Below are 16,513 nucleotides of genomic sequence, written 5' to 3'. Positions count from 1 at the left end.
CGGAGGATTCGATGGCGGAGGATTCCGGGCCCGGGGTCGTCGACCTGCCCCCCGACCTTCAACGGCTGCTGAAGGTCGTGGTCGGCATGGAGTGGCCCGAGGGCAACGAGGCGATGCTGCGGCGGATGCACGGGCTGTGGAGCGACCACGGTGACGTCCTGCGCGCACTGCGCGAGGACATGCCCGGGTTGGCCCGTTCCCTCGGCGACTCGATGACGGGGTCGGCCGCCACCACGTACACCGATCTGGTCCGCTCCGACCTCCCCGGAGTCCTCGACGCCCTCGCCAGCGTGACCGACGAACTGGCCAAGACCTCGATGAACGCCGCCGCGGACATCCAGAAGACCAAGGTCACGATCATCGTGCAGCTGATCGTGCTGGCGGCGTCGATCGCCTGGCTGCTGGCCACCCTCTTCGGCGCGCTCTTCATCCCGGTGGTGGTTGCCACCGCGCGCGGCATCCTCTACGCGATCCTGCGTACGCTGGTCACGGAACTGGCCGCCGAGGTCGCCCTCGGCTTCGGCGTGGACCTCGCCACCCAGCTCGCCCAGATCGCCCGCGGCCTGCGCATCGGCGGCCTGGACACCCAGTCGTTGCTGGTGTCCGGCGTCGGCAGCGTGATCGGCGGCGTCGCCGCCGGAGCGGGCCGCCTCGTCGCCGGCGAGGCCGCCCGACACCTGGCCAACGCGTGGACGAGCACCACCCAGAGCATCACCGGGAACGGGATGCGCGAGATCAGGGACATCCAGTTCAAGGGCGCGTACGCCGCCATCTCCGCGACCGCCCAGGGTGCCGGCGGGGCCATCGCGGACGCCAGCACCGGCGCGATCTTCGGGCAGGCGTTCAACTGGGGCTCGGTGACCGCCGCGACGATCGGCGGCGCGTCCGAGGGCGGAGCGTCCAACGGCAGTCACGGCGGCGGCGTGGGCGAGGTGGCCGTACCGGACGTGGACGGCCTGCCCACGTACGCCGAGGTGGTCGGCGACGCCGACGACAAGCCCGGCGTCGAGGACAAGCCCGGTTTCGACGAGAAGCCCGACGCGAACGCCCCGTCGGCCGGAACCGGCGGGGAGAAGGCGGGAGAGCCTGCTGCCGACCGGTCCACCTCGGACGCCGCGCCCCAGGCGGATGAGTCCGGCTCCGTTGCCGGAGCGGGGTCGCTGGGCACGTCCACCGCCGCTCCGACGACCCCCGCCCGTGCTGGCGGGACGGCCTCGATCAACTCGGCTGCCACATCCACCGGAGCCGCCCCGGCCCCGGCTACCCCGTCGTCCTCCGCGCCGCCATCTTCAGCGTCGGCTCCGGCTTCGCCCTCCTCGGCTCCGTCTTCGGCGTCGAATCCTGCGTCTACGTCCTCCGCGTCCTCTGCGTCTGGTCCTGCGTCTGCGTCTGCGTTTGGTCCAGCGTCTGCGTCGGGTCCTGCGACTGTGTCGGCTCCGGCGACGTCTGCCTCGGCCTCGGCCGGTTCGACCCCGTCCGTCGGCGTCGGCACCGGCTCCACCGCCACGTCTGCCTCGACGTCCGCTTCGACGTCGGCCTCCGCGCCGGGAGCTTCCTCGACCGGGAGTTCCGGGGCGGGGGCTGCGGTGGGACCGTCGGCGGGTACCGCTCAGGTGGCCGGCACCTCCGGTAGCGGCGCGGCGGGGACTCCCACGTCCGGGACGACCGCCGGCACCACACCGGTAGTCACCGTCGGCGGACCGTCGGGCGGGCAGACCGGCGGCGCTGCCACACCCACCGGTTCGACGCCGATGAGCACCTCGTCGTCACCCACCGGTACGTCCGCCGCGGCGGGCGGGTCGGCGGGCGCCGGCAACTCCACACCGGCGACCGGCGGCAGCCCGACGGCTACCACGACGACATCCGGCTCGACTACCGCCTCGCCCCCGGCCTCGTCGGCCGCCACCGCGACTCCCACGCCAGTCTCGTCGGCCAGCTCGCCGTCGACATCCGCCTCCGGTACGTCGGCCGCCGCGTCGACGCCGACGTCAAGCACCGCCTCGACGCCGACGTCGGCCAGTCCACAGTCGCCACCGGTGTCGGTCGCTGCACCGTCGACGTCGGCATCCGCGCCGGCAACCACGTCGAGCCCGCCGACGGCACAGGCCGCCACCTCGACGTCGACCGCCGGCTCGCCGTCGCCGACTACTCCAGCGCCGGCCCCGACGTCGCCCTCCACCGCGACCTCCGCCCCCACGTCGCCCACCACGGGGACTTCTCCCACCCCCACACCACCGACCGCGTCCACGACAACGTCCGCGCCCGGAACCGTGCCGCCGTCGCCCACGGCCGGCACTGCGACACCGAGCGCGCCCGCAACCTCGGCCGCCCCGCCGCCCGCAACCTCGGCCGCTCCGCCCGTCGCATCCGCGCCGCCGCCCCCCGCGTCGACCGCCCCGCCGCCCCCCACGTCGACCACGACGCCGAACCCGTCCGTGTCGCCGAACCCGTCCGTGACGCCGAACCCCACGTCAACGTCGACGCCGGTCTCCACCCCGACTCCCACCGCGACCCCGTCCCCGGCGGTCACGTCGTCGTCCGTCGTGGGGGACGGCTCGGCGGGCAAGCCCGTGTCGGTCGTCTCGAACGCTGATCCGGCGACGGGTTCCCGTCAGCACCCGCACACCGCCACCACGGGTCTGAGCGTGACTCCGCACGTCACCGGGCCCGTCCCGACGACGCCCGGGCGGGACAGCGGCGGTGGTGACGTGGGCGGTGTCGTGTTCGGGTACGCGGTGCCGCGTCCGGCCGAGCGTCCCCGCGCCGACGGCGAGCCGGCCCCGACGTCGCCAGCAACGTCCGACGAGTCGAGCAGCGTCGCACCGGCCGCCGCCGACGTGGCGGGCGCGGTGCCGGTCGATCGCAGCGGCTGGATCCCGGTCGGCGACCCGATCACCGTGGACCAGATGCGGGAACGCTATCCGTACCTGGACCGGGTCAACCCGCTCCGGTCGCTGCTGAACTGCGTGTTCGCGTCGATCGTCACCGATCTGCTGTTGCGCGTCGGTGGGCGGGACCGGTTCGAGGCGCCCGCGTCGGTCGTCACCGAGGTGGGGGTGCTGGGCTTCTACGCGGGACGGCCCCTGCAGGAGGTCGACGGCTACCAGGCGGTCATCGACGCGATGCGGGCCGCACCAGTGGGCTCGCGCGGCGTCCTGGTCGTCAACGACGCGACGGGTTCGGTGGCGCACTCCGTGAACGTGGTTCGTGACGAGCACGGGGTGTTCTTCCTGGACGGCCAGACGAACGGGCCCGCGACCGTGCCGCCGGTGCCGTCGCGGGTCCGCTTCGTCGCCACCACGGCGGACGTGCCGACACCTGCCGTACCAGCGGATCCGGCACCGGCGACGGAGCCGGACCTCGCCGGATCGGACCATGCCGCGCTGTTCGGCCTGCAACCGGTCGGCGGCCGGCCCCGCGACCTCGTCGCCGCCGTGCTCGCGGCGGCGGGCCGCGACCAGGATCCGGCGACGGTGGCGCAGCGCTGGGGTACGACCGATCCCGGCCGCCTCGCCGACGGCCTCCGGCTCCGGCTCGTCGTGGTGGGCGAGGACGGCGCGCTCCGGGCGTACGGCGATCCGGGGAGGCCCGAGGCCTTCGTGGCGCGCAGCGGCGGCGGCTACCTGGCGCTGACTCCGACCGCTGGCCGCGAGCCCGAGTTGCCGGGTGACGAGGATGTGGAGGCGATCGGACAGCCACGGGGCCTGACCGGCCGGGACGGCCCGGAGCCGGTACGGGCGGTGGCGTCCGAGCTGCTCGACGCCCACGACGGCGGGCTCGACCGGTACCGCTGGACGTTCGACGGTCACCAGGTGAACCTGAACGCGCTGCTGACGCTGCCGTCGGTGCACCGTCACCTGCCCCGGCTGCTCGACGACGGGCCCGTGGTGGTGCGGTCGGACCGGACCGGCCCCCGGGCGCACCGCTACGAGCTGTGGCTGACCGGTCGTCGCGGGGACGGTTACGACCTCGGCGTCGACCACCTCACCAGCCGGGTCGACGTCACCGTGACCCTGCGCCGCATCGGCCAGGTACGCGGCAGCACCACCCGCGAGTGGCCGCGGACGGTAGCGCTCACGCAGGAGTTCACGCGGACCGTCCCGCTGCTGCCGCTGCCGCCGTCCGGGATGCCGGAGCCGACGGGTGTCCCGTTCCCGGTCACGCCCGACCAGCTTCGCAGCGGCGCGGTGACGGTCGGCGCGACCCGTAACCCGTCCGACCGGGCCCGGACGGGCGGCTTCACCGACGCCGTACCGCTGGGGTTCGTGCGACTCGGCGACCAGTACCGCCTGGTGGCCCGGGCCGTCGGCGGCGCGGGTCCGGTGGAGCTGCTGCTCGACGTCACCGCCGTCGCCGAGCTGCGGGACCACTTCGCCGGACCGGGTCTGGACGCTCTCGCGTCGTACGAGCGTCCACCGGGGTACACGGAGCCGACGCGCAGCCTCGGTCCGACGCCGGAGGGGGTCGACTCGGCCAGGTGGGCCGCGCTGAGCGACGATCCGTCCGTCGACCTCGACCGGCCCCGGTGGGACGCGCTCACGGCGCTCGCCCCGGACGTGTCCGCCGTGCGCCTGCTCAGCTGGATCGGGGCGATCGGTCGCGCGCCCGGTGACCTCACCGCCCTCGCCGACCGGATGGGCGTCGCGCCCCGGTCGTTGCTGACGCTCGCCGTCGACCTCGGCGTCGACCCGCGGGCGTTGGCCGTGTTCGGCAGCCGCCTCGCGCGGCTCGACGGGGTCACCGTGCGGGAGCTGCGCCGCAGTCTCGACCCGTACGCCCGGATCACCGACGACGACGTGGTGGCGATCGCGGACATCGCCGGTCGGCTGGGCCTCGCCGCCGACGCCCTGCCGGCGCTCCTCGATTTCGTCCACTACGCGGTGCCGCTCGACCTGCTCACCGCGCTGCCGGACACCCTGCTCGCCGAGGCGGTGGCGGTGGCCCGGCTGCGGCACGACATCGACACCCGGCCCGACCGGGTCGCCGACGCGCTCGGGCTCGACGACCGTGACCAGGTCGAGGACCTGGCGATGGAGTTGGGTGTGCTGCCCGGCCACCTGGCGGTGATCGCGCCGGAGGTCCGCGACGCCGTCGTGCCGGACCTGGACGTGCCCGGTTCGAGCCGGGCGCCCGTGGCCGCGAGGGCCGAGGCCGTTCGCGCGAATCTGCGCCGCAGCGGCTACCTGCCGCACGACAACGCCGCCGGCCTCACTGGCCAACTGATGCTTGCCGGTCGGCTCGGCTTCCACCCCGGTCAGCTCTCCTTCCTGCTGCCGTCGCCGTACATCGTGCTGCTGGCCCACGAGTTCCTCGCCGACGTGCCGTTGCAGCGGGTCGAACTCACCCTGCGCCTGCTCGCCGAGGACCTGACCGGTCCGTCCGAGGCACTGCTGACCGGTCTGCCGCGCACCACCGAGGTCAGCGACGCGGAGCTGACCGCGTGGGCGGGTTCGCTGACCGGCCTGGATGCCGTCGCCCAGGAACTGCGGACTGCCGCCCGAGCGCTGCTCGACCTGCCGTGGGGGGATCTGCGCGGGGCGACCGCGCTGGGTTACCGGGTCGGATCGTCGGCGCTGAACCGCTTCGTCGACGTCGCCCGGGTCGCGGTGGCCAGCGGCCGGCTGCCGATCGACCTGCTCCGCATCGCGCACCGGATGAACCTGTCGGCGGACACGGTGCTGGTCGCGGCCGGCGTCATCGGTACCGACCCGCGATACCTGCACCCGTTCACCGCGCCGCTGCTGCGCAGTGAGCTGCCCCTGTCCGACCCGGACTACCAGAACGTGGTGGAGGTCGCCGCGCTGCTGCGGACGTTCGCGGCCCGTCGCTCGCTGGTGCAGGACGAGGCGTTGCGCGTGCCGTGGATGTTCCGGCAGGCGGCGCGGGGCGCCGTCGGCGCGTGGGGTGCGGTGGTGACCCCGGCGGTCCTGACCACGGCTCTGGGTCGGTTAAGGCACGCGGAGGTGCCCGGGTCCGACACCGACGTGTTGCGCGACCGGGGTAACCGGCTGCGCGGGGCGATGCAGCGCTTCGTCACGGACCTGCCCGCCGACCGGATCGGCGGGCTCGGTGACCTGGGTGACCTGCTGGGCGGCTGGGTGGGAGGGTTGCGGCAGCTCACCGGCTTGCATCCGGCCGTCGCGGCGGCGGCCATCAGCAGCCGGGATCGGCTGCGCAACGCCGTGGTGGCGCGCGACCAGGTGGAACGCGCGATCATCCAACTCCTGGACGACTCGACGTGGCCCGGGCCTGAGCTGCGCGCGGCGTGGGCGGACCGGGACCAGGCGGTGCGGAGCCTCACCCTGGAGCCGCAGGACCGGATCGCCCGTACCCTGCCCGGGCTCTATCTCGCGGTGCTCACCGCCGACGCCCGGTACGCCCGGCTGCTGGCCGCGGCGGTGGCGGCGAACCTGCGGCAGCGCCCCGAGCTGCGGGAGCCGGACGGCACACCGCACCCGGCCGCCGCCGAGCTCGCCGGCGCGATGGAGGCGATGGCGAGGGCGTTCGAGGAAGTCCTGCACGACCAGCCGTTCTTCCAACGGCCGGACGACCTGAGCGCGCTGGAATTCGGCGATCGCCTCGCCAACGCGTTGCCGGACACGCACGGCAGCGCCGTGACCGGGCAGCGCTCCGGTGAGGCGTGGTTGGGGACGTACTGGACGCGGCGGTTCGCCGATCCTCGGTTCGATCCGCTCAACTTTCTGCTCGACCACGAGGCGCGGCCGTGGCTCGACCACCGGGCGGTCCTGGCGCTCGCCCGGGCCGCCGGTCAACCGCCCTGGACCATCTACGAGCTGGTGGCCGACGACCTCGAGCGGACCCCGGTCGAGCTGCTGGACCCGGCCAACCGGCACGGCATCCCCCTCGGCCGTCTGGTGGACTACGTCGCTCGCTGGTTTCTCGACCCGGCCGTCTTCGGGCTGCTCGACCGGGCGGCGCTGGCCGACGACGACCGGCACGCGGAGTACGCCACACAGCTCGAGGAGCACCTGGACGCCCGGGGCAGCGCCGTCCGGCAGTTCGTGCTGGCCCGCGCGACGCAGGGCCGGTTCGCCGGTCCGCCGGCGGACACCCTGCTGTTCGACGATCCGACGGCCGTGGTGCTGAGTATGGGTCTGCCCCGCGCCTGGGGCACCGGCGACCCGGTCCCACCCGAGACACTGATCGAGTTCGGCGAGCTCCAGGTGTCGCTGATCGGCCTGATGGACGTCCAGGAGCCGTCCATCCGGCTGGGCGCCGAACTCGGCGTGCCGGCGATGTGGGCGGCCATGGTCGGCACACGGGTCGGCCGGGTACCGCTGGATGTCGCGGCGCACGCGGCGCGACTCGGGGTGGTGGACCCGCTGCTGCTCTTCGCGCTGGTCGCCGAACTCGGCGTCGACCCCGCCGTGTTCACCTCGGCCGACGGGCTACGGGCGCTCAACGACCCGGCACCCCCGCACGACCGCTACGCGCCGGTGCACGCCCTGCTGGCGGACCCGGTGACCGGCCCGCGACTCGCCACGGCGTGGACCCGCCCCGGTGCCCGGGTCAGCTTGGTGCCGGGCGGCGACCGACCGCCCCGGCCGCTGATCGAGTCGCTGTGGCAGATCTACCGGATGACCGGTCGGGTACCCAGCGATCTCTTCCGGCTGGCCGACAGCGCGTACCTGCACCCGGCGGTGCTCGCCGACCTGGCCGCCGACCTGAGGATGGACCCGCGCACGGTGTCGGCGCTGGTGCAGTCCCTGCCGGAGGGCCCGCAGCGCGACGCGGCCTCGACCGGGCCTCGCGTGCCGCGTGTGGACCGGGCCGCCCAGGTACGCGACGTGGCGGTGGAGTGGGCGGACCGGCTCCAGCGGCGCTGGTCGGTGGCCGAGGACGAGATCGCCTCGCTGTTCCACTTCCTCCGGGGTGAGGGGCACACCCTCACCGTGCTCGACGACGGGTCGGCCGCCCAGGTGGCGGGCCTGCTGGCGCAGTGGCGGGCGGAACGCGCGGCCCGGCAGGGACGTTCGGCGATCACCACACCGGCGAACTCGCTCGACCTCGACGAGGTCCTCAACGCCGCGGACGCCGGCGTCCGGCGCACCGTGATCCCGGACCCGCCCGGTCTGCTGGATTTCCTGCGGGCCATCCCGGGCGTCGAGGTCACCGACTTCGCCGACGCCGCGCAGGCGGAGGCGGCGGCGCACGGGCAGACGGCCACCGAACGCGCCGACGACTCGTCCGATACCGACACCGAGACCGACGCCGACGCCGACGCCGACAGCACCGTCGATGCGCAGACCCCCGCGCGCCGGTCTCCCACCGAACCGGGATCGGTCGGGGGCGCGGACACCCCGGACGCCCCCGGCTGCCGGCCGGCGAGATCGTCGGGCGAGCGCTGCCCGGTCTGGGCCGTGCCGGCGGCCGGGACCCGGAGCGGCTGCGACAGTGGGTGGCCGCGGTGGAGCCGGACCGGCCCGGCGACGAGGTGACACTGAGCGAGACCGACTGTGTCGTACGGGCGTACGCGGCGTTCGTCGCCCTGCACGGCCGCAGCGCGAACGTGGTCGACAACCGGGCCGCCGCCGCGCCGCAGTCGATGACCGTCCGGGACCTCCAGGATCTGCTGGACGGGTCGCTGAACCGGTTGACGGACTTGCCCGCCCTGCTGGCCGGGCTGCGCGGCGCCCCGGGAGCGCTGGCGCTCATCCACCTGCCCGCGAACGACCTGGTGCTCGCGCCGGACGCCGGTCCGGCCCGGGGCCACGTCTTCTGGCTGTGGTCCGACGACCGGACCGGGACACCGACGCTGCGGGTGATCGACACGCAACGCGCCGGCCTGCTCGCCGACGAGGCGTTCACCGGCGCGCCGAGTACCCGGTGGGAGCGGGCGCTGACCGGGTACGGCGTCCGCGCCCTGTTGCTCGACGCGGACGGCCGGCCCCGGCCGCTGCCCACGCCGGACGGTGCCGGCCGGCCACCGACGCAGTCGACGCCCGACGGTTTGCCGTCGCCGCAGCCGGTGCCGGACCGGTCCGACCTGGACGCCATCACCCTGGCGTCGCGCTCGCCCGCCGAGCCGGGTGTGCTGGGCCTGTCGGGTACGCGCCACGGCACCGGCTCGGACGCCGTCGCCGCCGCCCTGACCCTGCCCGGTCGGGCCACCGGCCGCGACCCGGACCGGTTGCGTGACTGGGTGCGTACGGTCGAGGCGCAACGCCCCCAGCTGGTGTTGCAGCACGACGTGGCCCGCGCGTACGGGGCGTTCGTCGCGCTGCACGGCCGGGCGGCGAACGTGGTGGACAGCCGCTGGTCCCCGGACGTCGTCCGGCTCACCCTGCCCGAACTCCAGCGACTCCTCGGCGGCACCGCGCGCCCCTGGGCGACGTACCGGGCATGCTCACCGCGCTGCGCGACGCGCCCGGCGCGATGGCCCTGGTGCACGTGCCCGACCGCGACCGCGTCTTCTGGCTGTGGTCGGACGACACCGGCGACGCCCCGGTCCTGCGGGTCGTCGATCCCACCCATCCCGGGCTGTTGGACCGGCCCGCGCCCGGCGTCCTGGAGCGGATGCTGCGCACACCCGGCGTCACCGTCCTGGGGCTGGACGCGGACGGCCAGCCCGGCGGCCAGGGCCCGGCCGGCGCTCTGCCGCCCGCCGCGCCGGCTGAGGGGACCACCGTGCCGTGGTATCTCGAGGACGGCGCGCTCGGCCAGTTCACCGTGCTGGCCGCCGGGCGACCGGCCACCACCCGCGCCGGCTCCGCCGCGCAGCTCGCGAGGGTCTCGCGGCCGGCCTGCCCGTCCTTGCCGGCGTGCCGACCCACCACGCGGAGGCGATCCGCGTACAGGTACGGCGCGAGATCGCCCGGGCGCTGACCGCGCCCGAGCGCGGCACCGGCCCGGCCGACGCCGCCTACGAGCAGTACCTCGAACACTGGGACGAGCGGCTCACCAGCGGCATCCACCTCAGTGTCGGCAACCGTCTGGTGTGGATCCTGCCGGTGCCCCGGGCGGCCCGTCCCGCGCCGCCCGCACCCGAGCAGGACGCCAAGGTCTACAAGGTCAGCTTCGGCTCGACGTCCCGGGGTTGGACCAGGGACAGCGAGCGGCCGACCGGCGGCATCTTCAGCCCGGACACCGCGCTCGGCGGCATCAGCCAGTACGTGACCCGGGTGATCTTTCAACTGCCGGACATCACCTTCGGAAGCAACCGCGAGCACGGCAGCTCCGAGGGGCGCAAGGTGCTCGCCGGCCGGCAGATGTTCGTCGCCGACTCCACCACGTTCCAGGCCGGACTGGCCTTCAAGGTGTACGTCGACGGCCGGCTCTGGGCCACCACGCGAACCCTGGACCCCCGCGAGAACCTGCTGCTCATCCAGTTCCCCACGCCGTACACCGACCCCGCGAACGGGCAGTTGAACCCGGCGCGCGCCGGGGCCCGGCCCGGCGCGTCACCGGCGCGCACCTCGAACGCCGACCGGGTGTTCAACGCCCTGGCCACCGAACAACTCATCACCGGCTGGCACCGGGCCCTGCGGGAGAGCCTCGACGCGGACGCGGCCGCCGACTTCGCCCGGCAGGGCGTGGCGCAACTGCTCAACGAGCGGACCGCGCTGAACCGCAACCGACGCCTGCTGCACGGTTCGGACCGTGCCACCGGCCTGCACCACGGCAGCACGACCATGTCGCTGCACCTCATGCTCCGGCCGATGAGCCTGCAACACCTCGGTGACACGCCGGACGTCGCGGTCCGCGACGACCTCGGCGTCATCGCGGAGGCCGGTACCAGCGCCGACGGCAGCCGGAGCGTCGCCGTCGCCGGCGAGGTCGCGTCGTACGGCATCAGTCACATCGCCCGTGCGCTGCCCACGCCGGGCGGGAAGCTGCCCAAGGACAACAGGTTGCAGGGCACCGTCAGCGGCGAGCTGGGCGGCAGCGTCGGTCGCGATGCCGGCGTCGAACTCGGCGAGAGCGTGCTCAACCACACCGTGTTCAAGCGCACCGGGGCGCAGACCCGGTACCGCCAGCAGTTCGAGACGGTGCTGGTGACCCAGCTGAGTTCCGGCGAGGTCCGGCCGGTGGTGCTGCTCGGCATGCCCGGGGAGGTGGCCGTCTGGCAGGACCAGCGCGGCGAGTACGAGCAGGCGTTGCTCGGTGCCCCCATGGACGGTCCGATCGTGGCGGTGCCGCCGGCGCCTCGGCGTATCGGCCGACTGGTCGACGAAGAGGAGATCCGCGACCGCCTCGGGCCCCGCGCCGTCGAGGTTCTCACCGGTGGTCGGGTCGTCGACCCGAAGACCCGACGGCTGATGCCGAGGGTCGAGACGCCGCAGCTGCGGGGCCGTTATCCGGCAACGGCGGTGCCCGGCGAGCCCCTTGCCCTGGCCACCCGGCGCGGCCTGGGCCCGAGCGCACCCCTGTCGCTGCCCGGCGCCGAGGTGGTGCTCGACACCGCCACCGCCGGGCTGCTCGCCCTGTCGCACCGCGAGGAGCTGCCCGTCGACGTCATCGAGGACCTGGAAATCCACATCGGGCGCGACGCAATGGAGGCGGACCCGAGCCGGTTCCAGACCGGAGACCCGTTCCAGGTGACCATCGAGGGCGTTCCGTACGACGTGCTCGTCATCGCCTACCTGGAGGAGTTGCGCGATACGGTCGCCTATCCGATGGACGTCAACCTGCGCGCTCTGCAGGGCAGCTCGGTGGAGGGCTCGGTCGGCACCTCCCACGGCATGGGCGGTGGCTTCGGCGGTGGTCTGCTCGTCCCGCTGCCGCTCGAGGAGTGGAAACTTCAGCTCGGGCGGGCCGAGGTGCAGGGCGAGTGGGAGTGGTCCCGCTCCGACGCGTACGACGGCGCGGTCAAGCACTACCGGCGTACCGAGACGACGCAGGGCGTGACCGAATTCCGCTATCGGGTGATCTACGAGGTCGTGTTGCGTCAGGGGACGCAGCCACGGGTCACCTACCTCATCGGCGACGACCCGAGAGACCCGAACGATCCGAACAACCCCGATGAACCGGACGTCACCGCCCTGCGGACCGTGCTGCCCGACGAGCACCGGTTGGACCGGACTGTCACGCCAGCCGAGCAGGATCAGGCCGGCCGGGTCACCGAGGTGACCTTCCGCGCGTGGGACCAGGCCGACCCCATCCCGTACGAAGACGAGTCCGCGGCCGGGGTGTTTCCCTTCCTGCCCGGGCTGCCCGAGGTCGCCGCTCAGGCCGCTCGCACGTACGCGCAGATCAACAACCTGGATCGCCGGTGGTTCACGGAACCGCTGAACTGGCCGCGTCCGCTGTGGAGCGTGGGCATCGCCAGCCAGGTCGCCGGGCGCCTCGCCGAGATGACCGACGGCTATGGCTGGCTCATCGATCTGCCCGACGAGGGCGGACACCACCAGGCGGTACGGGTGCAGGTGCGGGCGTTCAACCCCGAGCAGACCCGGCCGCCCTCGGACGTCGAGATCGAGCACTACCAGCAGTTCAGCGCCGGCCACAAGTGGTCGCACGACACCGGCACAAGCGCCGGGATCAGCATTTCCACCGGTCCGGTCCTTCCACTCGGCGGTTCCGGCACGGTCGACGATCCGACCGACCGGGTCGCCCCGTCCGACCCGACCCGTCGGCAGGTCGGCGGCGTCGGCGGCGGCGGACCGTTGCCCGGCGGTGACACCGCGGGCGAGGGTGGTCTCGGTCGCCTCGCCTTCGGTCCGTCCGGTGGCTACCGGTGGTCCCGCGAGGACGGGGTGTCCGACGAGTCCGGCTACATCGACATCACCCGGGCCACCTACGGCGGGCTCACCCAGCACTACCGCAGCGACCTCGTCTTCAAGATCAGTGCGGAGCGGTGGGACGGTGAGCAGGGCGAGGTCACGCAAGCCGTCCGCTACCTGCGGGTCAACCTCGGCAAGGAGTTCATTGCGCCGGACCGGCTCGCGGCGGCCCTCGGGCTGCCCGGCGCCACCACCGTCACGCCAGCCAGCCCACCGACGCGCCGCCCGGTCGATCCGGAGCCGGTCCGCGCGTGGTCGCACCCGGAGCGGCTCGCCGCCCGTGCCGTGCTGCCCGCCGTCACCCGTGCGCTGTCGGTATGGAAGCTGCTGCCGCGCCGCGCCAACCCGATCGACCTGCCGCCCACGCTCCTCGTCCGCGCCCTCATCGCCCGGTTGCGGCCCGCCGCCCTCGAAGGGCAGTTCGCCACCCTGACCGGAGCGGGCCTACGGGTGTGGCAGCCGGTCGTCACCGGCGGGAAGATGCGGTTCCTGCTGGTGCAGGTGACCGGCGACCTCCAGGCGCCGACCGAGGACCTGCCCCGCGACGACGTCGCCCTGACCGAACGCAGCGAGGCGGTGACGGCACACTCGACCGACACCGCGCACTCGGGCACCCTGCACGTGGGGGGCCGGACCCGGGCCCGCGGCGAGATCGCCTCGAAGGCGGACCTGGCCGGCGAGTTCCGGGCCGAGTGGCAGCGCACCACCGGCGTGGGCAGCGGCCTGGCCGACGAGACCAAGGACATCATGCGGCTCGGCATCAAGCAGTCGCACGAGTTCACCCAGCCCATCACCTTCCGTGTCGACATCGGCCTCACCACCGAACTGCCGGAACTCCTGCGGTTCCTCAGCACCACCAGCGCGAACCTCTACCGCGCCCTCGAGGGGCTGGTGCGGCGCGACACCGGCTCGTGGAGCCGCTGGTCGGCCGACGCGCCCGTGGTGGGCCGGGCCGGCTGGTGGGAGCGGACCACCACGATCACCGACATCGCCGGCAGCGGGCGGCTCGTCGTTCCCGCGTACCTGACGATCGAGGACACGCCGTCGGGCTCCACCGGCCCGGTGAACGGCAGTTGGGCCCCGGCCGGTCCGTCCCGGCCGGCGGCGCTGCCGGCGGTCCGGATCGAGCGGGGTCCGCGCCCGGCGCCACCTGCTCTCAACGCGACGGTGCTGGCCGACCCCACCTTCACCCCGCAGTCGATGAGAGCCGTCGCGCAGGCCGCCCACGCGTGGGCGAAGCTGGTCACCGAACCGCTGCGGACCTGGCCGGATGTCTTCGACGAGGACAACCCGCCCGAGATCGCCCGCAAGGGCCACCTCAGCTCCCTGGAGCGCACGGTGGCCCACCACACCTCGGACCGCCAGCTCAACCGTCGCTTCGAGGAACTGCTCGAACACCGCTACCAGGTGGGCGACACCGGCATCCGGCTCGGTCTGGACCTCCGAGGCTCGTCGTTCAACGTGGACCGCGCCCCGGACGGCACCGTGCGGCCCCGCGGTTTCGCCCACAAGGGCCGCAACTACCGGCAGCGGGACACCAGACCCAGCTACGAGGTCTCTCAGAGCACCAGCTCGTCGGTGGGCGGCGGAGCGACGCTGCGGGGGACCACCGGCAACATCCGCACCGGCCCGGGCGGCTCCGGATACGGCGGCTTCGGCGGCGGTCGGGGATACGAGGGCGAGACCAGCAACGTCGGCGAACGCAACAGCGAACGACGGGCCCAGTACCACCTCATGCGCTACGACGCGACCCTGGTGATCTATCCGCCGGGTGATCCGGGCCACCGGCTGCTGATCGACCGGGATGGCGGGCTGTTCGCGGTGACGACCGTGCGACCGGACACCACGTACCAGCCGCCGGCCCGGTTCGCGCCGACAGTCGTCGACCCCGTGCAGGGCATGGAGCTGGGCAGCCGCATCGACACCGCGCCCGCCAGCCGCCTGGCAGCGCCGTCCCCGGCCAGGATGGACGAGCCGGCGTTCCGGCGGACGGTCGACGAGGTGGCCGACGCCGGTAACGCGGCGTTCGTCCGCACCGGTCTGCTGTCGCTCGCCGAGTGCCTCGCGCTGGCCGAGCGGATGGTCACCCGGCTCTACCCGTCCGCCACGCCGGAGCTGCACGCCCTGCGCCCGAGCCGCACCCGGGAGGCCGACGCCGCGACGTCCTGGCTGAGCGATCAGACCGACTGGACGCCCGTGACGGGTTGGCAGACGGTCGAGGCGGACCTGCGGGACCGGCCCGGCACGACCGCCGTCGTACTGCTGCAACGACCGAACCAGACCGTGCACCACATGTTCCTCGCACACACCCTCGCGGACGGTCGTGTGCTCTGGGCCGACCCGGGCCGTCCGTCCGGCGAACGGGTCTTCGCGAATCCCGGGCCCTTCGCGGACGCCCGATTCGAGTCGGCCGTGGCCGCCCGAGCCCTCGTCATCGGCGCGGACGCGACCGTCGCGCCCGGCCGGGCCAGCCCGGAATCCGCCTCGACCGCGCGCGCCCTGGTGGACGCGCCGCTCGGCCACGACGTGCGCGGTGGCGTCCCCACCCGGGCCACCGCGCGGCCCCCGGCCGCCCCCGCGCCACCGTCGATCGGTGAGACGCCGGTGGCGCGGCCAGCGCCCGTCGTCGACGCCGAGCCGCCCGCGCGGGTGGCGGTCGACGTCCAGGCCGTACGCGCCACCCTGCGCGACAGAGTGGCCGCCGGCGACGACCCGATCCCGTACCGGACGGGTCCGGTCCTGACCGGCGCGGACGCCGCCGGCCTGAGCCTGACCCTGCGCACGGCCGGCCCGGTGGACCTCGCCGAACTCTCCGGGCGGCTGGCCGACCCGAGCGCGGTGACCACCGGGCCGGACGGCCACGGCGTGACCCTGCGCCTGTCCGACACCCGGGACACCTGGGCGGACCTGCGGGCCGTGGCCCGGCACGTCCGGGCATCCGGTGCGCGGATCCGGTCGGCCACGGTCGACGCCGTGCTCGGGCCCGACGAGCACACCTCGCTCGCCGCGTTCGTGTCCACCCACCACGCGGCCCTCGCCCGAATGGTCGGTGTCACCGAGGCCACCGTCGACGCGCTGCGCGCCTCGATCAACTGGACGAATCTCAACCTCGGTGTCCTGCAGGCCCAGATCCGACTGGTGCACGCGCTGCGAAACGCCGGTGGGGCGGCCGCGCCGGTGTGGCTGGGCAACCACCACTACTGGTGGCACGACGACGAGCCGGCGGTCGTGTCGCACGAGGCACGCCGCCTCCTCGACGCCGTCGCCGCCGTCCTGCCTGAGGACCCCTCCGACCTGGTCGCCCTCGCCCTGCTCGCCGACGACGTGAACCACGGGCCGGCGGTCCCCGTTGGTCAGTCATGACGATCCGCATGATCGCGGCCGACGGTGGCCGCCACGTGATGGCGGAGCATCCCGCGGATCTGCTCGCCGAGCTGATCGACGGGTACGCCCGGTTGCCGTCGCGGCACCGCCGCGCCGCACGGGTCGCCCACGCGGAGCGCTCACTGACTCGGATCCGGCAGCGGTTGCTCGCCGGGTTCGGCCCGGATGCCGTACCGCCGACGGTCCTCGTCGACGTGCGCCGCGACGGGCAGCACCGCGACGACGCCACGATCTGGTTGGACACCGATGACGACGAGCGCTATCTGCGCTCGCTGGCCGCCGCCGGGGAGATCTTCCTGACCGTGGGGGAGGGGCATTCGCGAGGGATGTCCCCCGACTTCGCGGGGGCGAGCGGTGACGACGACCCGACCGTCCGCGTGCGCTGA

7 protein-coding genes are annotated in these 16,513 nt (G+C 74.1%); 4 read left to right on the top strand and 3 right to left on the bottom strand.

Going from position 1 to position 16,513, the window contains the following annotated elements; translation table 11 throughout:
* Window positions 1–58 precede the first annotated feature (58 nt).
* The 3 genes from ACQP0N_RS20405 to ACQP0N_RS20395 form a co-directional block, all read right to left on the bottom strand.
* On the bottom strand, window positions 59–448 hold the full coding sequence (locus ACQP0N_RS20405; protein ID WP_433113074.1) for a hypothetical protein: 390 nt from the start codon (window positions 446–448) through the stop codon (window positions 59–61).
* A gap of 15 nt (window positions 449–463) precedes the next feature.
* Window positions 464–904 (bottom strand): hypothetical protein, encoded by a 441-nt coding sequence (locus ACQP0N_RS20400; protein ID WP_433113071.1) that lies wholly within the window; start codon window positions 902–904, stop codon window positions 464–466.
* A gap of 705 nt (window positions 905–1,609) precedes the next feature.
* Window positions 1,610–2,530, bottom strand: a complete 921-nt coding sequence (locus tag ACQP0N_RS20395; RefSeq protein ID WP_433113068.1) for a hypothetical protein — start codon at window positions 2,528–2,530, stop codon at window positions 1,610–1,612.
* 115 nt (window positions 2,531–2,645) lie between these two features.
* On the opposite strand from ACQP0N_RS20395, the gene ACQP0N_RS20390 reads away from it, so the two are divergent.
* From ACQP0N_RS20390 to ACQP0N_RS20375, 4 genes are all read left to right on the top strand, one after another.
* The gene (locus tag ACQP0N_RS20390) at window positions 2,646–8,459 is read left to right on the top strand and encodes a toxin glutamine deamidase domain-containing protein (RefSeq protein WP_433113065.1); all 5,814 of its coding nucleotides are present in this window, start codon (window positions 2,646–2,648) and stop codon (window positions 8,457–8,459) included.
* 904 nt (window positions 8,460–9,363) lie between these two features.
* Window positions 9,364–9,846, top strand: a complete 483-nt coding sequence (locus ACQP0N_RS20385) for a hypothetical protein (RefSeq protein ID WP_433113062.1) — start codon at window positions 9,364–9,366, stop codon at window positions 9,844–9,846.
* On the top strand, window positions 9,783–16,106 hold the full coding sequence (locus ACQP0N_RS20380; RefSeq protein ID WP_433113060.1) for a hypothetical protein: 6,324 nt from the start codon (window positions 9,783–9,785) through the stop codon (window positions 16,104–16,106). Before ACQP0N_RS20385 ends, ACQP0N_RS20380 begins: the two co-directional genes overlap by 64 nt.
* Window positions 16,103–16,513, top strand: coding sequence for a hypothetical protein (locus ACQP0N_RS20375; RefSeq protein WP_433113057.1), 411 nt, complete (start codon window positions 16,103–16,105; stop codon window positions 16,511–16,513). Before ACQP0N_RS20380 ends, ACQP0N_RS20375 begins: the two co-directional genes overlap by 4 nt.

Source organism: Micromonospora sp. CA-246542, assembly GCF_050942905.1.
In the GTDB taxonomy this organism is placed as follows: domain Bacteria; phylum Actinomycetota; class Actinomycetes; order Mycobacteriales; family Micromonosporaceae; genus Micromonospora.
This window is presented reverse-complemented; position numbering and strand designations above follow the sequence as displayed.